At 56.9% G+C, this 16,420-nt stretch carries 13 protein-coding genes; 1 reads left to right on the top strand and 12 read right to left on the bottom strand.

All coding sequences use genetic code 11. The features are described from left to right. Nucleotides 1-25: 25 nt before the first annotated feature. On the top strand, nt 26-922 hold the full coding sequence (locus FM105_RS02615; RefSeq protein ID WP_087004362.1) for an LCP family glycopolymer transferase: 897 nt from the start codon (nt 26-28) through the stop codon (nt 920-922). A gap of 50 nt (nt 923-972) precedes the next feature. Here the strand turns inward: FM105_RS02615 and FM105_RS02610 are convergent, their stop codons facing one another. The 12 genes from FM105_RS02610 to pseB all read right to left on the bottom strand — a co-directional run bounded on the left by FM105_RS02610 (nt 973) and on the right by pseB (nt 16,189). Beyond that, a complete protein-coding gene (locus FM105_RS02610) occupies nt 973-1,890 on the bottom strand; it encodes an LCP family protein (protein WP_256970177.1) in 918 nt (305 codons plus the stop codon). A gap of 388 nt (nt 1,891-2,278) precedes the next feature. After that, the gene (locus tag FM105_RS02605; protein ID WP_087004358.1) at nt 2,279-3,577 is read right to left on the bottom strand and encodes an ATP-binding protein; all 1,299 of its coding nucleotides are present in this window, start codon (nt 3,575-3,577) and stop codon (nt 2,279-2,281) included. A 210-nt stretch (nt 3,578-3,787) separates the two neighbouring features. Then, nucleotides 3,788-5,113 (bottom strand): hypothetical protein, encoded by a 1,326-nt coding sequence (locus tag FM105_RS14460; RefSeq protein ID WP_143275793.1) that lies wholly within the window; start codon nt 5,111-5,113, stop codon nt 3,788-3,790. Nucleotides 5,114-5,132: 19 nt separating this feature from the next. Continuing rightward, nucleotides 5,133-6,224 (bottom strand): ATP-grasp fold amidoligase family protein, encoded by a 1,092-nt coding sequence (locus FM105_RS02600; protein WP_087004355.1) that lies wholly within the window; start codon nt 6,222-6,224, stop codon nt 5,133-5,135. A gap of 35 nt (nt 6,225-6,259) precedes the next feature. Beyond that, nucleotides 6,260-8,680 carry a hypothetical protein gene (locus FM105_RS14455; RefSeq protein ID WP_143275792.1) on the bottom strand — a complete coding sequence of 807 codons (2,421 nt, stop codon included), beginning with the start codon at nt 8,678-8,680 and terminating at the stop codon, nt 6,260-6,262. Nucleotides 8,681-8,940: 260 nt separating this feature from the next. Beyond that, a complete protein-coding gene (pseI, locus tag FM105_RS02595) occupies nt 8,941-10,002 on the bottom strand; it encodes a pseudaminic acid synthase (RefSeq protein WP_179207032.1) in 1,062 nt (353 codons plus the stop codon). A gap of 15 nt (nt 10,003-10,017) precedes the next feature. Then, nucleotides 10,018-10,893: an NAD-dependent epimerase/dehydratase family protein gene (locus FM105_RS02590; RefSeq protein WP_087004349.1), complete on the bottom strand. Its 876-nt coding sequence runs from the start codon at nt 10,891-10,893 to the stop codon at nt 10,018-10,020. A gap of 2 nt (nt 10,894-10,895) precedes the next feature. Then, nucleotides 10,896-12,014 (bottom strand): ATP-grasp domain-containing protein, encoded by a 1,119-nt coding sequence (locus FM105_RS02585; protein ID WP_143275791.1) that lies wholly within the window; start codon nt 12,012-12,014, stop codon nt 10,896-10,898. Beyond that, nucleotides 12,011-13,330: a UDP-2,4-diacetamido-2,4,6-trideoxy-beta-L-altropyranose hydrolase gene (gene pseG / locus FM105_RS02580; protein WP_179207031.1), complete on the bottom strand. Its 1,320-nt coding sequence runs from the start codon at nt 13,328-13,330 to the stop codon at nt 12,011-12,013. Before pseG ends, FM105_RS02585 begins: the two co-directional genes overlap by 4 nt. Further along, nucleotides 13,320-14,009, bottom strand: coding sequence for a pseudaminic acid cytidylyltransferase (gene pseF / locus FM105_RS02575; protein ID WP_087004343.1), 690 nt, complete (start codon nt 14,007-14,009; stop codon nt 13,320-13,322). Before pseF ends, pseG begins: the two co-directional genes overlap by 11 nt. A 9-nt stretch (nt 14,010-14,018) precedes the next feature. Then, the gene (gene pseC, locus FM105_RS02570; protein WP_087004340.1) at nt 14,019-15,173 is read right to left on the bottom strand and encodes a UDP-4-amino-4,6-dideoxy-N-acetyl-beta-L-altrosamine transaminase; all 1,155 of its coding nucleotides are present in this window, start codon (nt 15,171-15,173) and stop codon (nt 14,019-14,021) included. Beyond that, a complete protein-coding gene (pseB, locus tag FM105_RS02565; protein WP_256970175.1) occupies nt 15,170-16,189 on the bottom strand; it encodes a UDP-N-acetylglucosamine 4,6-dehydratase (inverting) in 1,020 nt (339 codons plus the stop codon). Before pseB ends, pseC begins: the two co-directional genes overlap by 4 nt. Nucleotides 16,190-16,420: the final 231 nt, after the last annotated feature.

Below are 16,420 nucleotides of genomic sequence, written 5' to 3'. Positions count from 1 at the left end.
CACTCTGGAAGGGGTTGCCTCCCAGATGGCCAAGATCCGTACCGCGCTCTCGATGCTCGGCTCCGCCAAGGACGCGAAGAAGTTCGCGGCCCGGTTCGACGACCCCAGCCGGGCCATGCCCGCAGAGAGCCTCTTCCCGCCGGACGAGGTCCGACCGGAGCTCACGGACGCCCGCACGCTCCTCCTGCGTGTCACGAATACGCCTGATGGCCACGGTGACATCTTCACGGTCGTTCACGCACCAGCCGCGCGGAACAGCGTCTCCGTGCTGGTGTTCAACCCGAACATCATCATCGAGGCGAACGCGACGCTGCGCGAGCTCGTCGATGATTCGGGCTATCCCGTGGCGGTGGCGATCGTCGAAGAGTTCCTCGGCACACGGATCGATCACATCATCGAGCTCACGGGACACGCTCTTTCCGGCATCATCGACGCGGTAGGTCCCCTCGCCACATACAGCCGTGCGGCGTTCACTGCGGACGGTTTCGACTTCGTCGAGGGGACGAATCGACTGGACGGGGCTGCGGCACGAGCATTCACCGCTGCGAATCCCGTCGATGACGCCGGCCAGACCAGGACACGCAATCAGCGCGCAGTGCTGCGAGCACTCCTGAACACGCTCGATGTGCGCAAGCTCACGAAGGACAACAGCCAGCTCGTGCAAGTGCTCGAGCATGCCGTGGATGGGAGTCAGAAGGACCCAGGCCTCACGTCGGGTGTTCTCACGCAGCTGGCGAACGATCTGCGAGACCTCACGCGCAAGGATATCGTCGCGGTGACGGTACCCGCGGCTTCCGAACGCCAGGAGGACGGCTCAGTCCGCATCACGTTCGAAGCGGATGTGCTCACGGCGCTCCGAGAGTCGTTGACCTCCGACGGCCCCGGCGAGTTCGTCGCGAAACTCGCAGAGATGGGCTACTGATCTCAGCCTCAGTCTCTACAGAGACTCCGTCACCGGCGCTTGCGCGGCTGTCACAGGTGGGCGTCGTCCGCCTGCTCCGCGTAGTCGCCCACAGTGTCATTGGCGAACGCCTTCTGAATCTCTGACAGGGTCTCCTCATCCACCTTGACGATCGACTGGCCGTCCACGGAACGGTCGGTGCCGCCTACCGGAGCAGAGAAGAACTCGATGTCCCCCGTACGCACATTGCGCATGTCGTAGGCAATGCCGGCTATTTTCGATGCGGACAGGCTGTCGTCCACAGTCATATACGGCGAGAAGTCCCGAACCATGCCGGAGATCTTGGTCGGGTTGCTCAGGGTGCCTGCGGAGACAATCTTGTCGACGAGCCCCTTGAGGAATGCCTGCTGGTTGCGGCCGCGCTGCAGGTCGCCGTCGGAAAAGTTCTTGCGCGCCCGCACGAAGCTCAGTGCTTCTTCGCCGTTTAGGTGATTCGTGCCCTCGGAGAACGAATGCCCGTTGCTCACGAACGCCTGATCGGATTCGACCTCCACTCCCCCGACGCTGTCCGTCAGCGCCTGGAAGCCGGCGAAGTCGACGATCGCCACATGATGGATCGGAGCGTCGATGAAGTCTCTGACCGTCTCAGTGGCGAGCGGAAGCCCGCCGTGGCTCATCGCCGCGTTGATCTTGCCCTCACCGCGCCCTTCGATGGGCACCCACAGGTCGCGCGGGATCGACATGATCTGGGCACCACTGCTGTCGTCTGCGATATGCATAACCATCATCGTGTCGCTGCGGCTGCTCTGGCCCTCCCCGGAATAATCCACACCCGAAACGCGCGAGTCTGCACCCAGAAGCAAAATGTTTCTGCCGCCACCGTTCTCTGCTGCGGGCTGCGCAGACGCAAATACCTCATCCTGCCCCAGCTGAGTCGACGTGTCGTCGAAGGTCTTGCCGAGGTGAAAAACATAACCAGCGATCGCCACCGCACACAGCAAACACATTATCGCCAGGACCGCCACGATCTTAAACACTCCGCGGCTACGCGCGACACGCGGAGCAGGATCAGCAGCCCCACCAGTTCCAGTGCCCGCCTCAGAACCGGGCAACAACTCTTCAGACAAATACGACACTTAGATCCCAACTAACCGAGTCCCGAATGACACATCGAAAATAACCAGCAGGGCATTCGCATAATGGAGAAACGCCAGCTAGGATGCGACGATCGAGATCGACAACGCGAACGCGATCGAACGCCCCCGCTCCCACGGGAAAATAGCACCTGTCACCTCACTACATCACCGACGTTCGAGACCGAACTTCTCTCAGCGAGTCCGAGAGAGACCTGCAATACAGACGAGAAGCAACCCCCAATCAAATATCAACCCTGAACCCCAAACGCACTACACCACGCCACGGCTTCGGCTCTGTAAGATCCGCTGAAAGCCACTTTGCAACACGCCGGACGATCGGCCGACACCCAGATTCATTCGGCCCAGCAATCCTCAATCTCACACCACCGGAGCAGGCCTCCAGCTCTCCGGAAACACCGTTCTCCAAGGCCAAACCAATAAGAAACCGCCGACGACGCGCAGACAACGTGTCGGACGAAGAGAACCAATACTCAGTACGGTGAGGCAGTCGACTAGAAGGAACAGGACGCAATGTTACCGCGTCTGCCACCCCGGTCTCCAGCGCCTCGAGCGGGGCATCCAACGAAAACGTTAGGGTCTCTTCGCCCGGTGCACCCGCGCGCACCGATTCCGGAAATATCTGGTCAATCCATACCTTCGGAACATCTTGCCCCGCGCCCTCAGAGGGATACATGTTTACCGCAATCTGAGGATTCGCATTCAGCTCGAGAACAGTGACGCCACAAATATTGCCCTCATCATCCCTGGAAATATTGCCCTCGTCATCCCTGGCTAATAGAATATCCACTCCTGCGGCAAACAGGCCTGGGATGCATCGAACAGCCGCAACCGACACCCTAGCTACTTCATCTGGGAGGCTACTCGTCACATCGACAGTATCGCCCCCAGAGTCCGCGTTAACCTTCCCCCGCAACTGCAATCGCTCGCCCTGACGGAGCACACTATCCAGCTCGTAGCCAGCCCTTGAAACGAACGCAAGAAGTTCGACGTCCAGCTTGATCGGTCCATTCGACAAGAACGGGTTAGCGGAACGAGCTAAGTTCTTCGCATCAATGAGCTCACGTATCGAGAGGATGCCGTCCCCGACAACGTTCGCAGGAATACGAGCGCATGCGGCCGCGATCACGTCGCCTACCACAAGGACGCGCAACTCTTCACTACCAACGATGTGAGATTCAAGGACCAGAGTCGAGAAACCCAACTTCTCCGTCAGATACGAGTAGTACTCGCACAACTCGTCGGCGCTCTGGATACCAGTGAACACGCCCATACCGCCCCCGCCATCAGACGGCTTGATGACCACCGGGTAGCCGATCCTGTCGGCAACCTCAACAACATCGGAGACATCCGCAGACGAAGCACGTATGAAGTGCGATTCTGGAGCGGGAACACCACCCTCAGCTAATGCGGCGCTAGTAAGGTGCTTCTCTCTCGCTATCCGCAATGCGCTAGCTCTAGTCAGAGACGGCTTTGCCGAACTAAAATGAACGACACGGCCATCCGCCGATTCAATTCGCATCCGCCGATTTTTCCCGGCCAAAAAGGTTACGGCCAGGCCACGCCGCCAAGCTTCCAATGCGACCACATGCCCGGACAGGCTGCCACCAATCGACGGCGCGACAACCTCAGAGCTGAAGCAAGTGGGCCAAAGTGCAGACACAGGTCACGTCCGTTCCGGTTGGCAAAACTTCGTTTACAGATGCCTCACAGCGAAAACCCACGCGCTGTCCTACAAGTCGGCTACCGCGAAGCAATCAGACAACGCGCTCGATACATCGTGCCACGCACCAACGTTCTCGGGCTCACGTACCCGGGGAACGAAGGCCGCAGCACGGGACATTTCACTCTGGCTCAGTGGATGTGACTGCGCCCAAAATCGCACACCAGCATCGCCAAGGACCAGTTCATCCGAAAGACCTGCACGAATGAATCCGTAGTAGTCTTTCGCAATACGATCTAAAGAATCAAACTGAAAGACCAAATTGCCCCGTTCGAACAATTCCGCGACTATCGACGAGTTGCCGCATACGGCGATGTGCGGAAAGTCCGGCGCCGTCTCCAACACGTCAAGACTCAGTGAAGAAACACTCGAACCCTCTAGCTCCGATCTAGGATGAAGCTTAAGCTGGATACTTACCACTGAATCGTTCGCATTCAAAGCTGCCACCAGAGCTTTCAGCTCAGACAGTTCAACCACACTACTGGGGTAGATCACACAAGCCACTTTAACAGCGTTTATCAAGCAAGTACGTGTCTCGTTAATGTCGTCTGGGTTAATCCAGCCACTCGAACGCGCTGCAACCACAACTCGCCCACGAGGTGCTCCGATAGATTTATAAACCTCAGCGGAATTCCGACTGCGCAGAATGCTGAGGTCAAAATCTAACGGAGGAAAAATATTCGAAACCTCAGCGTGCTGCACGTAGATCACAGACGAGCCGAAAGCACGTGCTACAGCAGCGTATGCGACGGGAGCAGGTGAATGGTCATTGGCTACGACAAACTTCCGCGACTTTGCCTTACTCAACGTAACAATAGCGCCTTGAACACTAGTCGCAAACTTACAAACTGCTTGCAGCAGTCCAGGAGCAAGATCCTCGCGACCCTCAAACAGCGCTCGAACCGCCGCAACGACAACTTCCTGCACTCCCCCTGAAACGCCAATGACTTTGCGCTTTGGAGCCGCGCAGACATTAACAACGCTGATGGGTATCTCGTGCGCATCCAACAATCTCTGAAGAAATGCAAACTCTCGGTGGTTGTTCGCGGTATATGCGTAGCCCAGGACGCTAGAGGTGCCATCTGCAGCCCCCAGCCTATAATACCGGCACGGAGCCGACTCGATGTGATTTAAAAAATAGTGAAACGCTTCCGACGCCGGAACGCGGCCCGACCGCTGGTCGATAATACCAACAAGATCCGTCCATGAAATAGAACGCGCTGCAACGTAGTCGTGATTCTTTGCGCCATCCGCAACAGTCGCAATGCGCGACAGTCCACGCACCAGGCACCGACCGAGCTCGTCGCTCGCAGCGAAATCGGACCCCGCTACCATGGGGCACCTCCCGTGCCGGTCACTCTTCCCTAGTCCGCCCAGTATACTTCATGAAAGCGTCAAACCGTTTTCCTGCAAGCAGGTCATCAGTAAGGCGCATCTCCGCTCGATGATACATCTCCCCAAGCCTTGCGTCGTGCTCCGGGTGCAATGAATGGGAAAGGCCAGGAGCGGAAGAGAACTCGCAGAACACCAAGTCCCGATCCGAATTAAGGAAATCTATTCGCATAAAGGGGACAGGAATTTCCGCAGAATACCTGCGAACGATATCCAGCTTCGCCTCGTCTAATCCACCGGTGAGGACCGATGTCGAAGAAAGATCATCAAACTTTGGCTTCACATCTGACCGGAATGCGATCGGCTTCAATCCGCCGTCAAAGTATGCGTAGTGAAGGCTTGGATGGCGCGTAACCTCCAGAACAGTGCCGATTTCGCCGTAGAAGCAATAGAACTTTAGATCGGGGGCCGGCCTGCCCTGCCATGTAACAAGTCGCTGCAATTCCCATTCAGTGGATTCCGGATCCCCAACTTCGCGCCGGGCTACAGCTTCTAGCTCTGACCATGACTCCACGGGCCTCGTTCCCGCAATCGAGAAGATCCCGTCTTCGAAGATGTAGAATGCACCCCGAGAACCCGAAGAAATTACCGGCTTCAGGACCGAAGGAAAATTATCCCGCGGAATATCACTGAACTTTCCCCTGAACAGCGTATCGACCGTCGACACACCAGTCAAAGTCGCAAACCGTTCGTCTTTCTGCTTATTCAAACCTAGCCGCTTCTCCGGAACACGACCCAGCTGCTTCTTTCTTCTGCGGACAACAATAGAACGCCAGAACGAGTCCGAGTGTGGAATCATCTTAAGACGATGGTGACGAGCGACAGCTACGAGGTCTTGATGGGTTAGATCGTCAACACCGGTCAGATCGAGCGCCTCGAGGTACAGCGCCAACGCCTCAGGGTCGTCACTCCTCATTGACTTAACCCTCAAGCTATCAACAAGCAGTCTTAGCTCATCACTGATCTGGCTACTTCGTTCACGCAGCTCGCCCACCCGGTCACGGAGGCTCTCGAGCGATTGAGACCGATTCCCAGAACCTTTTTCGGCAACCATTGATTTATTCCTCTCATTGACACGAACGCACCTGCCTAGCGTGCGTGCCGGTGCCCTGCAAGGTCACTGGCAAGGCTAGCCATCTGACGGTCGCGGGTGCTCTCCCAATCACCAGCGTCACCGAAACGCCTGAGGCGTGCAAGTGCAGCGGGGACAGTCAGAGTGTCGAACACGCCCTCTTCTGTCGCGAGATAGTCACGCGCGAAGCCTTCTCGAACAATAAAACCTGGAATTCCTCTCATCGTCCCCTCCAGCAAAGCGGACGAACCGACCGAAAGGGACACAAAAACCGGATTGGGGAGATTCATCCGCAACGGGTGTTCAAGAACACACCCCCAGTTCGCTGTGCGTCCTACGACAGTTTTAAGCCAGCCTTCATGCTCACCTGTTCTACCACGAGGTTTAAAGTAAACCTTGATTCGCCCATCTTGGACGAGACCATCCATTCCGCTGAAGAACTCTCGGTACAACGATTCATGCGCCGCTATATCAAGTATAGGGAGGTTGCGCATCACCGGCCGACCGCCAATCACGACTACAGAAATCGGCGAGGAGTCCCTGAACGGTATCGGCGTCACCTGGGGTGCCAACATCAATTCCGAGTCATGGGAGACCTCAGCATTTGGAAAACGTTCGCGCCACGACGCGGCTCCGCTCCTGGTAACTGCGTGAATAGACTTGATGTACGCAGGATCGTGAAAATCTACGTGGACGGGATTCGTCGAATGAGGCCATACATGAACTCTGCCTCCGCGGTCCTTCACCTTCTGGGCAATAAGCGCGGATTCCGCGTATAGATAGTCACTGATGTGTACATCCATGATTGCTTCGTCTTGCAGCGTTGTCCGAACACGCTTCACAAAATCACGGAAGTACGGAACAATCGCACGCTCCATCCAGCTGTGCCAATCGCCGGTCGACCACTTTCCGCTAGAGAGAAACGCTTGGATTGGCTCAACGTTGGACGGAGCGGCAGCTGTTCCCGAGAGCCTGCCTTCATTCTCGCGCCAAGTCCGCACGATAGTTGTAGGAATCCGGAACGTCGGAAGCAGACCCTTCTCTTTGCTATGCATCGAAATATTAACGTCATAGTCCCAATTCTGTTCGGAACTGCGGTCGTATGCTAAGCCCTTTACAGCAGATCCCGAGTTTACTACTACCGCGTCCCCGACTCGAGACAGAACCTGGGATACCGATCGGATCCCCGCAGGCACCACGATCGCTCCGGGATTACCCTTTACAGGCTTAAGCGGCCTCGATGGCGGCTTGAGTTGTGCTGGCTGCGGAACAAAAACTGCGGCCGGCATGGGCGTCGGTTGAGGTTCCAACTTACGAAGTAAACCCTGCTTCTCAAGTACGGGCCTCCGTGGGAAGCGCACAAGTGTTACGTTGCATCCGCGCTTACGCAACGCCGAGTAGAAATACAGCGTCTGCATCCGGCTGGATGGATAGCTTACCATGTATGGAATTTTAAGCGATCCGAGATCCAGATAAATAGGGTCTTCGCTGCCCGTTCGCGCTATTTCATCTGCGATTCGATCTACAGGTATCTTTTGCGTCAGCTCCTGTTTAAAGAAATGAAACACTGCCCTAGCTAAAGCAGAACTGTTTACTCCAACCGCAGTCGCACGCGGGGCAGCAAACTTTGTGGCTTCTGCCCAGGCTCGCTGGCTTAAAAGATCAGTCTCGGCGGTCTGCTCACTCCAGTTGTCACGCTTTGCGAGGTGAAGAGCCATCTCATGTATGCGGCGTTCATCCCAGAAATTACCACTACGGATGGAGAAATCTGCCCCCGTATTACGATAGACCGTAAGAATTCTGAACTCGTCCCGTGCGGGCGAACCGATCTTTCTAATATCCGCGTTCACCGTCTCGGAACTGGCGATCTCACGCCGAATCCGGTCCGCCCCTACAGGGTCTCCTCCGAGGCGCAGAAGCTCAATAAGCGCAGCAGATCCCTTACCCGAGGATCTGCGCAAGACTGTTTCATTCGCTTGCACAGACAATTTCGATGAATTCGGGTGCTGTGCCAAGGCCGCGAGACTCAGCTCGGCCGCAAGCGGTAGTTCACCCGTCGACACAAGAGTCTGGATAGTGCGCTGGTAGGTCACGGCAGTGGGTTTAACTCCGGCAGCCCTCCACAGCTGTTCCCAGTTCTCCGCAATTTCACTCCAGGCAAATTCGTGCCAGCTGAAAACGGTACCTCTGAGTGGAAAGCCACGAACAGTGCCGTTGACAGTAGAGTCTTTCTGCATCAACTCAGCTGACTTCTGCCAGAATTTGAGTGCTTTAGAGTACTCCTCGAGCATCATGAAGCGTTCCGCCTGCGCTTCAGCAATCGCCTCGTTCTGAGGGTAACGCTTTCTAGCGGCCGCAAGTCGCGAGTCCACACCATTAAACTGGCCCAGATGCGCGTGGCAGTAAACTAACTTCAGCCTATTCTCTGGAGTGTCCATGCCACCCGTTATACGAAACACAGCACGTATAAGTTGAATAGTCTCTACCCAGTTTTTGTTCTTGTAGGATGTATCTATCTGCGTCTGCCATACGTCTAGTCGAGGGTCGAATCGCCGACGCAGGTCCGAATCACGCAGAATGCGATGCATCTGCCCAGGTCGCCTTACCACAGCGTGGACGGTCTGCAACAATTCTTTGTAGACACCTGACTCGGATGGCTGAGATTCCTTCTCAGCTTCTCCCCGACTTTTGCTCATGGCTACTTCTTTCGTCCTTCGTCTTCAACGTGCTGCCACTTGACTGGAGTTCCGCGTTCAACGTCCATTGTGACTCGTGAACCCAATACAACTTCGAGGTGCTTCGGTGCAAGCCCGTTATTAGGCCGAATACTACGAACGTGCTCGCGAGTGATGACTGTTCCCTCCGGGATATCCTCCACGAAGTAGAGTGAACGCCGGCGCAGCAACGCTCCGGACTCTCCCGGTGTCGGGCCATAGCGGACCTCGCCCACGCTGCGGTGGGCCCGGTCTGACTCTTCCACCAGTGCCTTGAGTTCATTCGGTTCTAGCGAGAATGCTGAGTCCACGCCACCGTCATTGCGAGACAACGTAACGTGCTTTTCGACGATGACTGCACCGTAGGCAATGGCTGCGAGCGGCACGCCGATACCCAGTGTGTGATCGGAGAGTCCCACTTCCACCTCGAAGCGATCTCGCATGTCAGCAATCGTGCGCAAGTGCGACTCCGAGGGGTCCGTTGGGTAGCTACTAGTGCACTTCAGGATGACCAGTTCTTCACAACCCCCCTCTCGCGCCGCACTAATAGCTTCGTCAATCTCAAACTGTTCCGCAAGACCCGTTGAGATGATCAGAGGCAGCTTCGAGCTAGCCGCGTATGCGATGAGGTCGAGATCCACACTCTCAAGAGATGCGATCTTCAGGGCAGGAGCACCCAGGTCGACGAGAAAATCAACCGCATCGTTGCTGAACGGGGAGCTGAAACATTCAATTCCGCGCTCGCGAGCGCGCTTAAAGATAGGCTCGTGCCATTCCCACGGGGTGTGTGCCTCTTCGTACAAGTCATATATACGTCGGCCGTACCAGAGCGAATCAGTATTGTTTATCACGAAGTCCGGGTGATCAATATCCAGGGTCATAGAATCGGCGGTGTACGTCTGCAACTTCACAGCATCGGCACCGGCATCAGCAGCCGCGTCGACTATCTTAAGAGCCGTTTCCAACGACCCTTCGTGATTTCCCGACATTTCCGCAATTATGTAAGGCTTCTGATCTCGGCCGATTATTCTGCTTCCAATTTTCATGCTAACTCCCAGTCTTCAGGCCTGATTCGCGTTCGCGATGATGTCATCTGGCGCCCATCGAGGTTCCCATCGCAGTATCTGCTTAGCACGGTCGTGCTTCAGTGCGTAGCAACTTGTGTCTTCTTCCGCTACAGCAACGCTCCGCACTTCCAGACACTCCGGGTGCGCGCTGCTCCTCGCAACCATGTCCGCAATCTCTCGTACCGAGACTGCGCGCGTACCTCCGACGTTGATTCCTTGCCAGGGGCCTCGATACTTGATCGCGGAAACGATCGCGTCAGCTACATCCTCGACGTGGACGAACTCCCGCAACGCAACGCCTTTACCATTCACCGTGATCCGGCGATGTTCTCGAGCCTGTCGGATGAACGAATTGATGACGCCCAGCCCAGGATGGTCTCCACCCGTAACCTGAGCTATGCGCAGGCTTAGAGCCGAGAACCCGCACCGGGACGAGTAGTGTTGCACGAGTTCCTCGGCCCAGCGCTTCGAGATTCCATAGGCGGTATCCGGGGCGATATCGCGCACCTCGTCAGCCGGCGAAGTCAGCGTCCGGGGGTACACCAGACGGCTCGAAGCGTGGACGACTGACCTTGTGCCTGCGCTCGCCGCCGCAAGGACTACATCTTCCGTCAACTTGACGTTGGCGTTGAAGTACTCTGTGACTCCGGCTTCCGGTTTATCAACCAGCCGACCAGCCAGATGGATAATGTGGTCTGCCCCGCTGAAATGCGCCGACAAACTACCAATTTCGCCAGTACATAAGTCGCGGAAGTTACCGGTGCCCGCATGGCGAGTAAGTGCCGCGAGTTGGATGTCGTCCATTTGCAATAGCGCGTCAACCACATGCCGGCCGATGTATCCAGAGGCGCCGGTAACGACAACCTTCATAGTCAGACCCCCGGGTAGACGTGGTAACCCACTCGCGCAACGAGCTCGTTTGTCCGTCGCGGCGACTCTCCTATGGGCACCTGGATCTGCGCAAACTCGGCGTCAGCACGAGACACCAGTCTGACGTATTCATCAGTCACGGTAATATCAGGAGAGTCTAAGAAGAATCCGAGAGTCATCGCGGCTGGACGCAGCTCATCAGGGAACTCGGGCCACGGGTCTCCCAATAACCTGCCGAGGACTGCATCCAGTATATCGATCCCGGTGGAAGCCTTAATCAGCCGCCAGAGGTGGCAACCATCTAGTCGTGAAGCAACCTCGATAATGCGTGGTCCGTTGCTCGTGAATATAGTCTGAAAGTATAGTGGGCCATCATTGACGCCAAGGGTTGCCACGACACCTTCGACGAGTTCCCGGAGCTGAAGCTCCCAAACCCTCGTTGTGTCTCCCAGCGGGACGCTATGTGCCTCGGGCACCCCGACTAGAGGACCTTGCCAGACGTGTCGGTCCGATGGCAGGAAAAACTTTACGCGGCCGTTCTCAACGATAACGTGAGCCGAAACTTCTGGCCCCTGAAGAAACTCCTCGATAATAACGGGACCTGAAATCGAGCTATCGCGAGCAACTTCCACGGCGTCCGCCAGCTCATTCGTCGTGTGCACCACCGAGATTCCGCGTTGGCCCTGCGCGTCCACAGGCTTCACGATACTAGGGAATACATCCCACTCCGGGACTGGCTCACCAGCTCCGACAGTTGTGTGTGCCACTGGGCTGAGTCCAGCATCGTTCAACCGCTCTCGAAGCGCTTGTTTCCTGCGAAGCGTATCTGTGAGGGCTTCACTATGGAAGAACGGAAGACCCAGTTTGTCGCTTACCTCAGCGACGGTTGGCATTGCTATGTCTGATCCGACCGAATAGACGACATCGGCACCAATCTTCTCAGCCAAACGAAGCACTTGATCGGTGTCTCTAATGTCTGCCAAGTGAAATCTGTCAGCAGCTTCTACGCCTGGTCCCGTGGGCTCATGGGCACAAACGTGTACTTCAACCTTTCTCCGGCGCAAAGACTCGACTGCATCGACCTGCCCAGCTAGCGCCCCAAGAATCAGCACCTTCTTCACGAAGCCTCCAGAATTGTCGCATATCGGTCCACATACTGGTCAAGTGCGAAACATTCGGCACCCTCGTGTACATGCCGCGTCCCGACCGGGGTGTCCCCGAGCTCGAGAATCTCCACTATGTCGCCTCTCGCGATCCGTTGGGTGAAGAGCCGGCCTGCCTCGGCCCAGGCAGGTGGACCGGCCCCACCGCGCTGGCCCGCAGTCACGAACGACGCCTGATCTGCCGAGGTCGCGGCCCTAGCCTTTAATGCCGATTCAACCGGAGGTCGAATGGCCAACGCGACTCGTGCCGCCCCGTGCCCATCAACGATCGGAGGCGGCGCCGGCAGCTCCCCGGCCAGTGCTGAAGTAATCGCGGCATGGTAGTCCGCGACGCCAACCGAATCGGCGGTGCCTAGCCAGGTGGTGATCCCGGCTTGGTGGAACGCACGCGTTACGCCGGATTGGTTCTCACTAACAGTTGTAACGATCGCCGGCAGTCGCATACAGAGCCGTTCCCAGGTGGCCGTCCCGCCAGCGCCAACAACCAAGTCGACAGTCGACATCAGATCGGCCAAATTCGGAAGAGCTATGTGGAGACGTACGCGAGGGTGCCTTACGACGTCACCCAGCTCATCACTGAGGACTCGCCGCGTCCCGAGAACCACCTCGACATTGATCGTTGGAAAGTCGAGCAGAGCCCGGACTGCTTTAACAGACTGGTTTCCTACGTCCGTCCCACCGAAACTAACCATCACACGTTCTGGAGGGGTTCGCACCGGTTCACGCGTTTGTCGATGGGCCACATACCGGGTGTCTAGAATCGCATAACGCGGTCCCAGTAGAATCTGAGTGTTCTCGTCTACAAGGCCTGAGTACCGCTCGTTGGTACCTTGCCCATACCAATTGTGGTCAACGATGACGTGAACAGAATGTCGTCTGTTCGCGAGATCATCAATTGCGATAAGCCGCTTGGTTGCATGCGCGAGAGACTGCTCCCAATTGATGTCCAACTGATAATGGTCGACTACAACTGCGTCCCATTGACGATTCGGATCGTAGTCCAGGATTGCATCTGCATCCGCACGCTGTCTTTGAGCACCCCAAACAGGCCCGTCAGCGCGCTCAGCAACGGTGCTGCCCGGAAGCTGAAGCAACGACGCTCCAGCTTTGAGGATCCGGGAAAGGATCTCTGGCGCCGCCGCACGGGTGGCAACGGTCACCGTCGTCCCGAGCTCAATCAGCAGACGGCACAGGGATAAGCAGCGAGTTAGATGACCGAAGCCAATTCCCATACCCGCATCTACACGAATAAGAACATGTCGCTCACTGTTCATACAACATCCTGTAGACCCGCTCTGCACGGTCCCAGTCGCGGGGCGTATCGATGTCGACTGCTCGCCAGGAGTCCACGGCATACGCGCGGCATCGCGATGCGACCACGGGAGTGTCAGCCTGCCACGCGCCGGCAGTCCCCCAATAGAACTGCCCGAGGTCGTAGTACGAGGGCTCCAGATCCTGAGTCCGAGTCGCTATCTGACGAGAATCATGAGGCACGACAAACTCATCGCTGCCGACCTTTAGCGCTCGCTCCACTGGAGCTGGGTACTCCGCGACAGACAGCACAAAATCACATTCTCCAGCGGCGAACGACTTTGCTGACAGCTCGATGTCTTGCTTCGTTGTCAGGACTGCAGTTGCGTAGAACACACCGACTACAGTTTCAGCACTCATTTCGAGTTCTCGAATCGCATGCTGAATAACCGGCCGTGCTCCCGTATATGAATCTGCAAGGTCAGCTGGTCGCATGAACGGGACGTCGGCGCCCGCCGCAATTGCTACACGCGCAATCTCATCGTCATCGGTCGAAACAACGACCCGTGAAATCACACCGCTCGCCAGCAGCATCTCGACGACGCGAGCCAAAGCAGGGACCCCATGGAAGTCGCGGATGTTCTTCCGGGGGATCCGCTTGCTGCCACCTCGCGCAGGGATCAACGCTATCCAATCAGTCACGTACGATCCTCAATTGTCGACGTCTAGTGCTCGTCGTAGAGAGTCGATCACTCGGCTCTGATCAGACCATTCCAAACCGGGCCACATCGGGAGGGATAGCAGTCCGTCGTACACTTCCTCCGAGACGGGGCACAGCCCCGCCTCGTAACCAAGTCCAGCGTAGTACGAGTTCAAGTACACTGGCCTGTAATGGACGTTCACGCCAATGCCATCGCTACGCATCGAAGTGAACGCGTTTCGACGCTTGGCGGCTGAGTCCGGGCCGGTGATTCGCACTGGGAAAAGATGCCAGGCGCTACGACGTCCTGCAGGCTCCTCTTGAGTGGACAGCTGAGGAACATCTGCCAAAGCATCCCGGTATCGCTGAGCGATCTGTCGGCGTGACTCAACCCATTCATGTTGCTTCTTCAACTGACTGCGGCCGAGCGCACAGTTTATATCTGCTATGCGATAGTTGTAGCCCAGTTCAACCTGGTCCCACTCCCACGTACCGGCAGCCTCACGCTTTCGAAAGTCGGTCGCGACGCCATGCGCACGCAGCATGCGCAGTTTTGCGGCGAGCTCGTCAGAAGCCGTCGTGACCATCCCACCCTCACCTGTTGTAAGGTGCTTCACCGGATGGAAGCTGAACGTCGTGAGATCGGCAATTGAGCCGACCATGGAGCCGCCGAACTCGGCACCCGGAGCATGGCTCGCGTCTCCAATAAGGATCAGCCCGAACTCATCGGAGAGAGCTCTGAGGCTCGCGTAATCGCAGGGCATACCGGCGTAGTCAACTGCGACTATGGCCTTCGTCCGGTCCGAGATCAGACTTCGTGCTGATCGGGGGTCGAGCAGAAACGTGTCGGGCTCAATATCTGCGAACTTAACATCTGCGCCCAGATACAGCGCCGCGTTGGCTGTTGCGACAAAAGTGATCGCCGGAACAATCACTTCATCCCCTGGACCGATCCCGGCAGCTAGCATCGCCAAATGCAGTGCCGCTGTGCCGTTGGCGACGGCTACCGCGTTACGCACGGCCACGTACGTGGAGAACTCCGCTTCGAACGCTTCGACCTGCGGGCCAGTGGTCAGCCAAGGACTGCGCAGCGTAGCAACCACCGCGTCTATGTCAGACTCGTCGATGATCTGCCGACCGTATGGGATGAAGGCTGCAGAGCTCATAGCTCCGTCGCGATCTGGTCCCGCAATTCGTCCACAGTCAGGAACCTCTCGTTGGTTCCGCTGTTGTACTGGAACCCATACTCACGGCGCTTTCCGGGAGACTCCGCACTGTTCGCGATAAAGTCATCTACGTCCCACACCTGGTAGGCAGGAAGAATCACATAATATTCGTCGAACTCGATGGTGGACATCGCGTCGGTCGAGGTGATCATCTCCTCGTGCAACTTCTCGCCTGGACGAATACCAACGACTCGCTGTTCGAGACCAGGCGCAACAGCAGTGGCTACGTCTGTAAGTCGATACGACGGAATCTTCGGGACAAACAGCTCGCCCCCCCACTGTCGCGCAAGACTTTGCAGAACAAACTCTACGCCCATCTGCAACGTAATGTTGAACCGGGTCATCTCCTCATGTGTGATGGGCAGATAACCGTGGCGCGCGTGCTCCTGGAAGAACGGAACCACGGATCCCCTCGAGCCAAGTACGTTCCCGTACCGCACAACTGAGAAGGTGATATCGCGCTTGCCCTTATGGCTGTTAGCCGTCGCGAAGATCTTATCGGAAGCCAACTTTGTGGCTCCGTAGAGATTGATCGGCGCCGCGGCCTTATCTGTGCTGAGAGCGACGACGCGCGAGACATTCTGTGCGATCGACGCATTGACGACGTTCTCAGCGCCGTGGACGTTCGTCTTGACAGCTTCAAAAGGGTTGTATTCGGCTGCGGGAACCTGCTTCAAGGCAGCAGCGTGAACGACGATGTCCACGTCCTCCATCGCCTTCCGAAGACGCGCTTCATCCCGGACGTCACCTAGGAAGTAACGCATTACCGAAGCGTGGCTCTTGTAAGGCTCAAGATTCTGCATCTCGAACTGCTTCAGTTCGTCCCGGCTGAACACAACTACGCGAGCGGGTTCAAACCGCTCGAGCAGGGTTGCAATGAAACGCCTGCCGAACGAGCCGGAGCCGCCAGTGACCAGAATCGATTTTCCGTCGATAACTGCGCTGTCGATGTCCAATCGGTCTCCTCATTTTAACAGCGGCGCCATGGGGAATGTCCCCTGTCTTACGCTCGCTCGTGTCCGATAGCGGCGCCGGATCCACGCTGGCCTTGGACCTGCGAGAAGCGGCTAAGTGGATGCTACCAGCCGCGTCCCGGATTTCCTCACGTGGAACTGGTGCGAGAGACATTACAGGGACTGCTGCACGAATAGGTGACAGGTTGTAGTCACGCCGCCAGTGCGACGGTC

The organism is Brevibacterium yomogidense, from assembly GCF_900163715.1.
GTDB lineage: Bacteria > Actinomycetota > Actinomycetes > Actinomycetales > Brevibacteriaceae > Brevibacterium > Brevibacterium yomogidense_A.
Note: the sequence above shows the minus strand (reverse complement) of the source record. Positions and strands in the feature narration are given on the sequence as shown.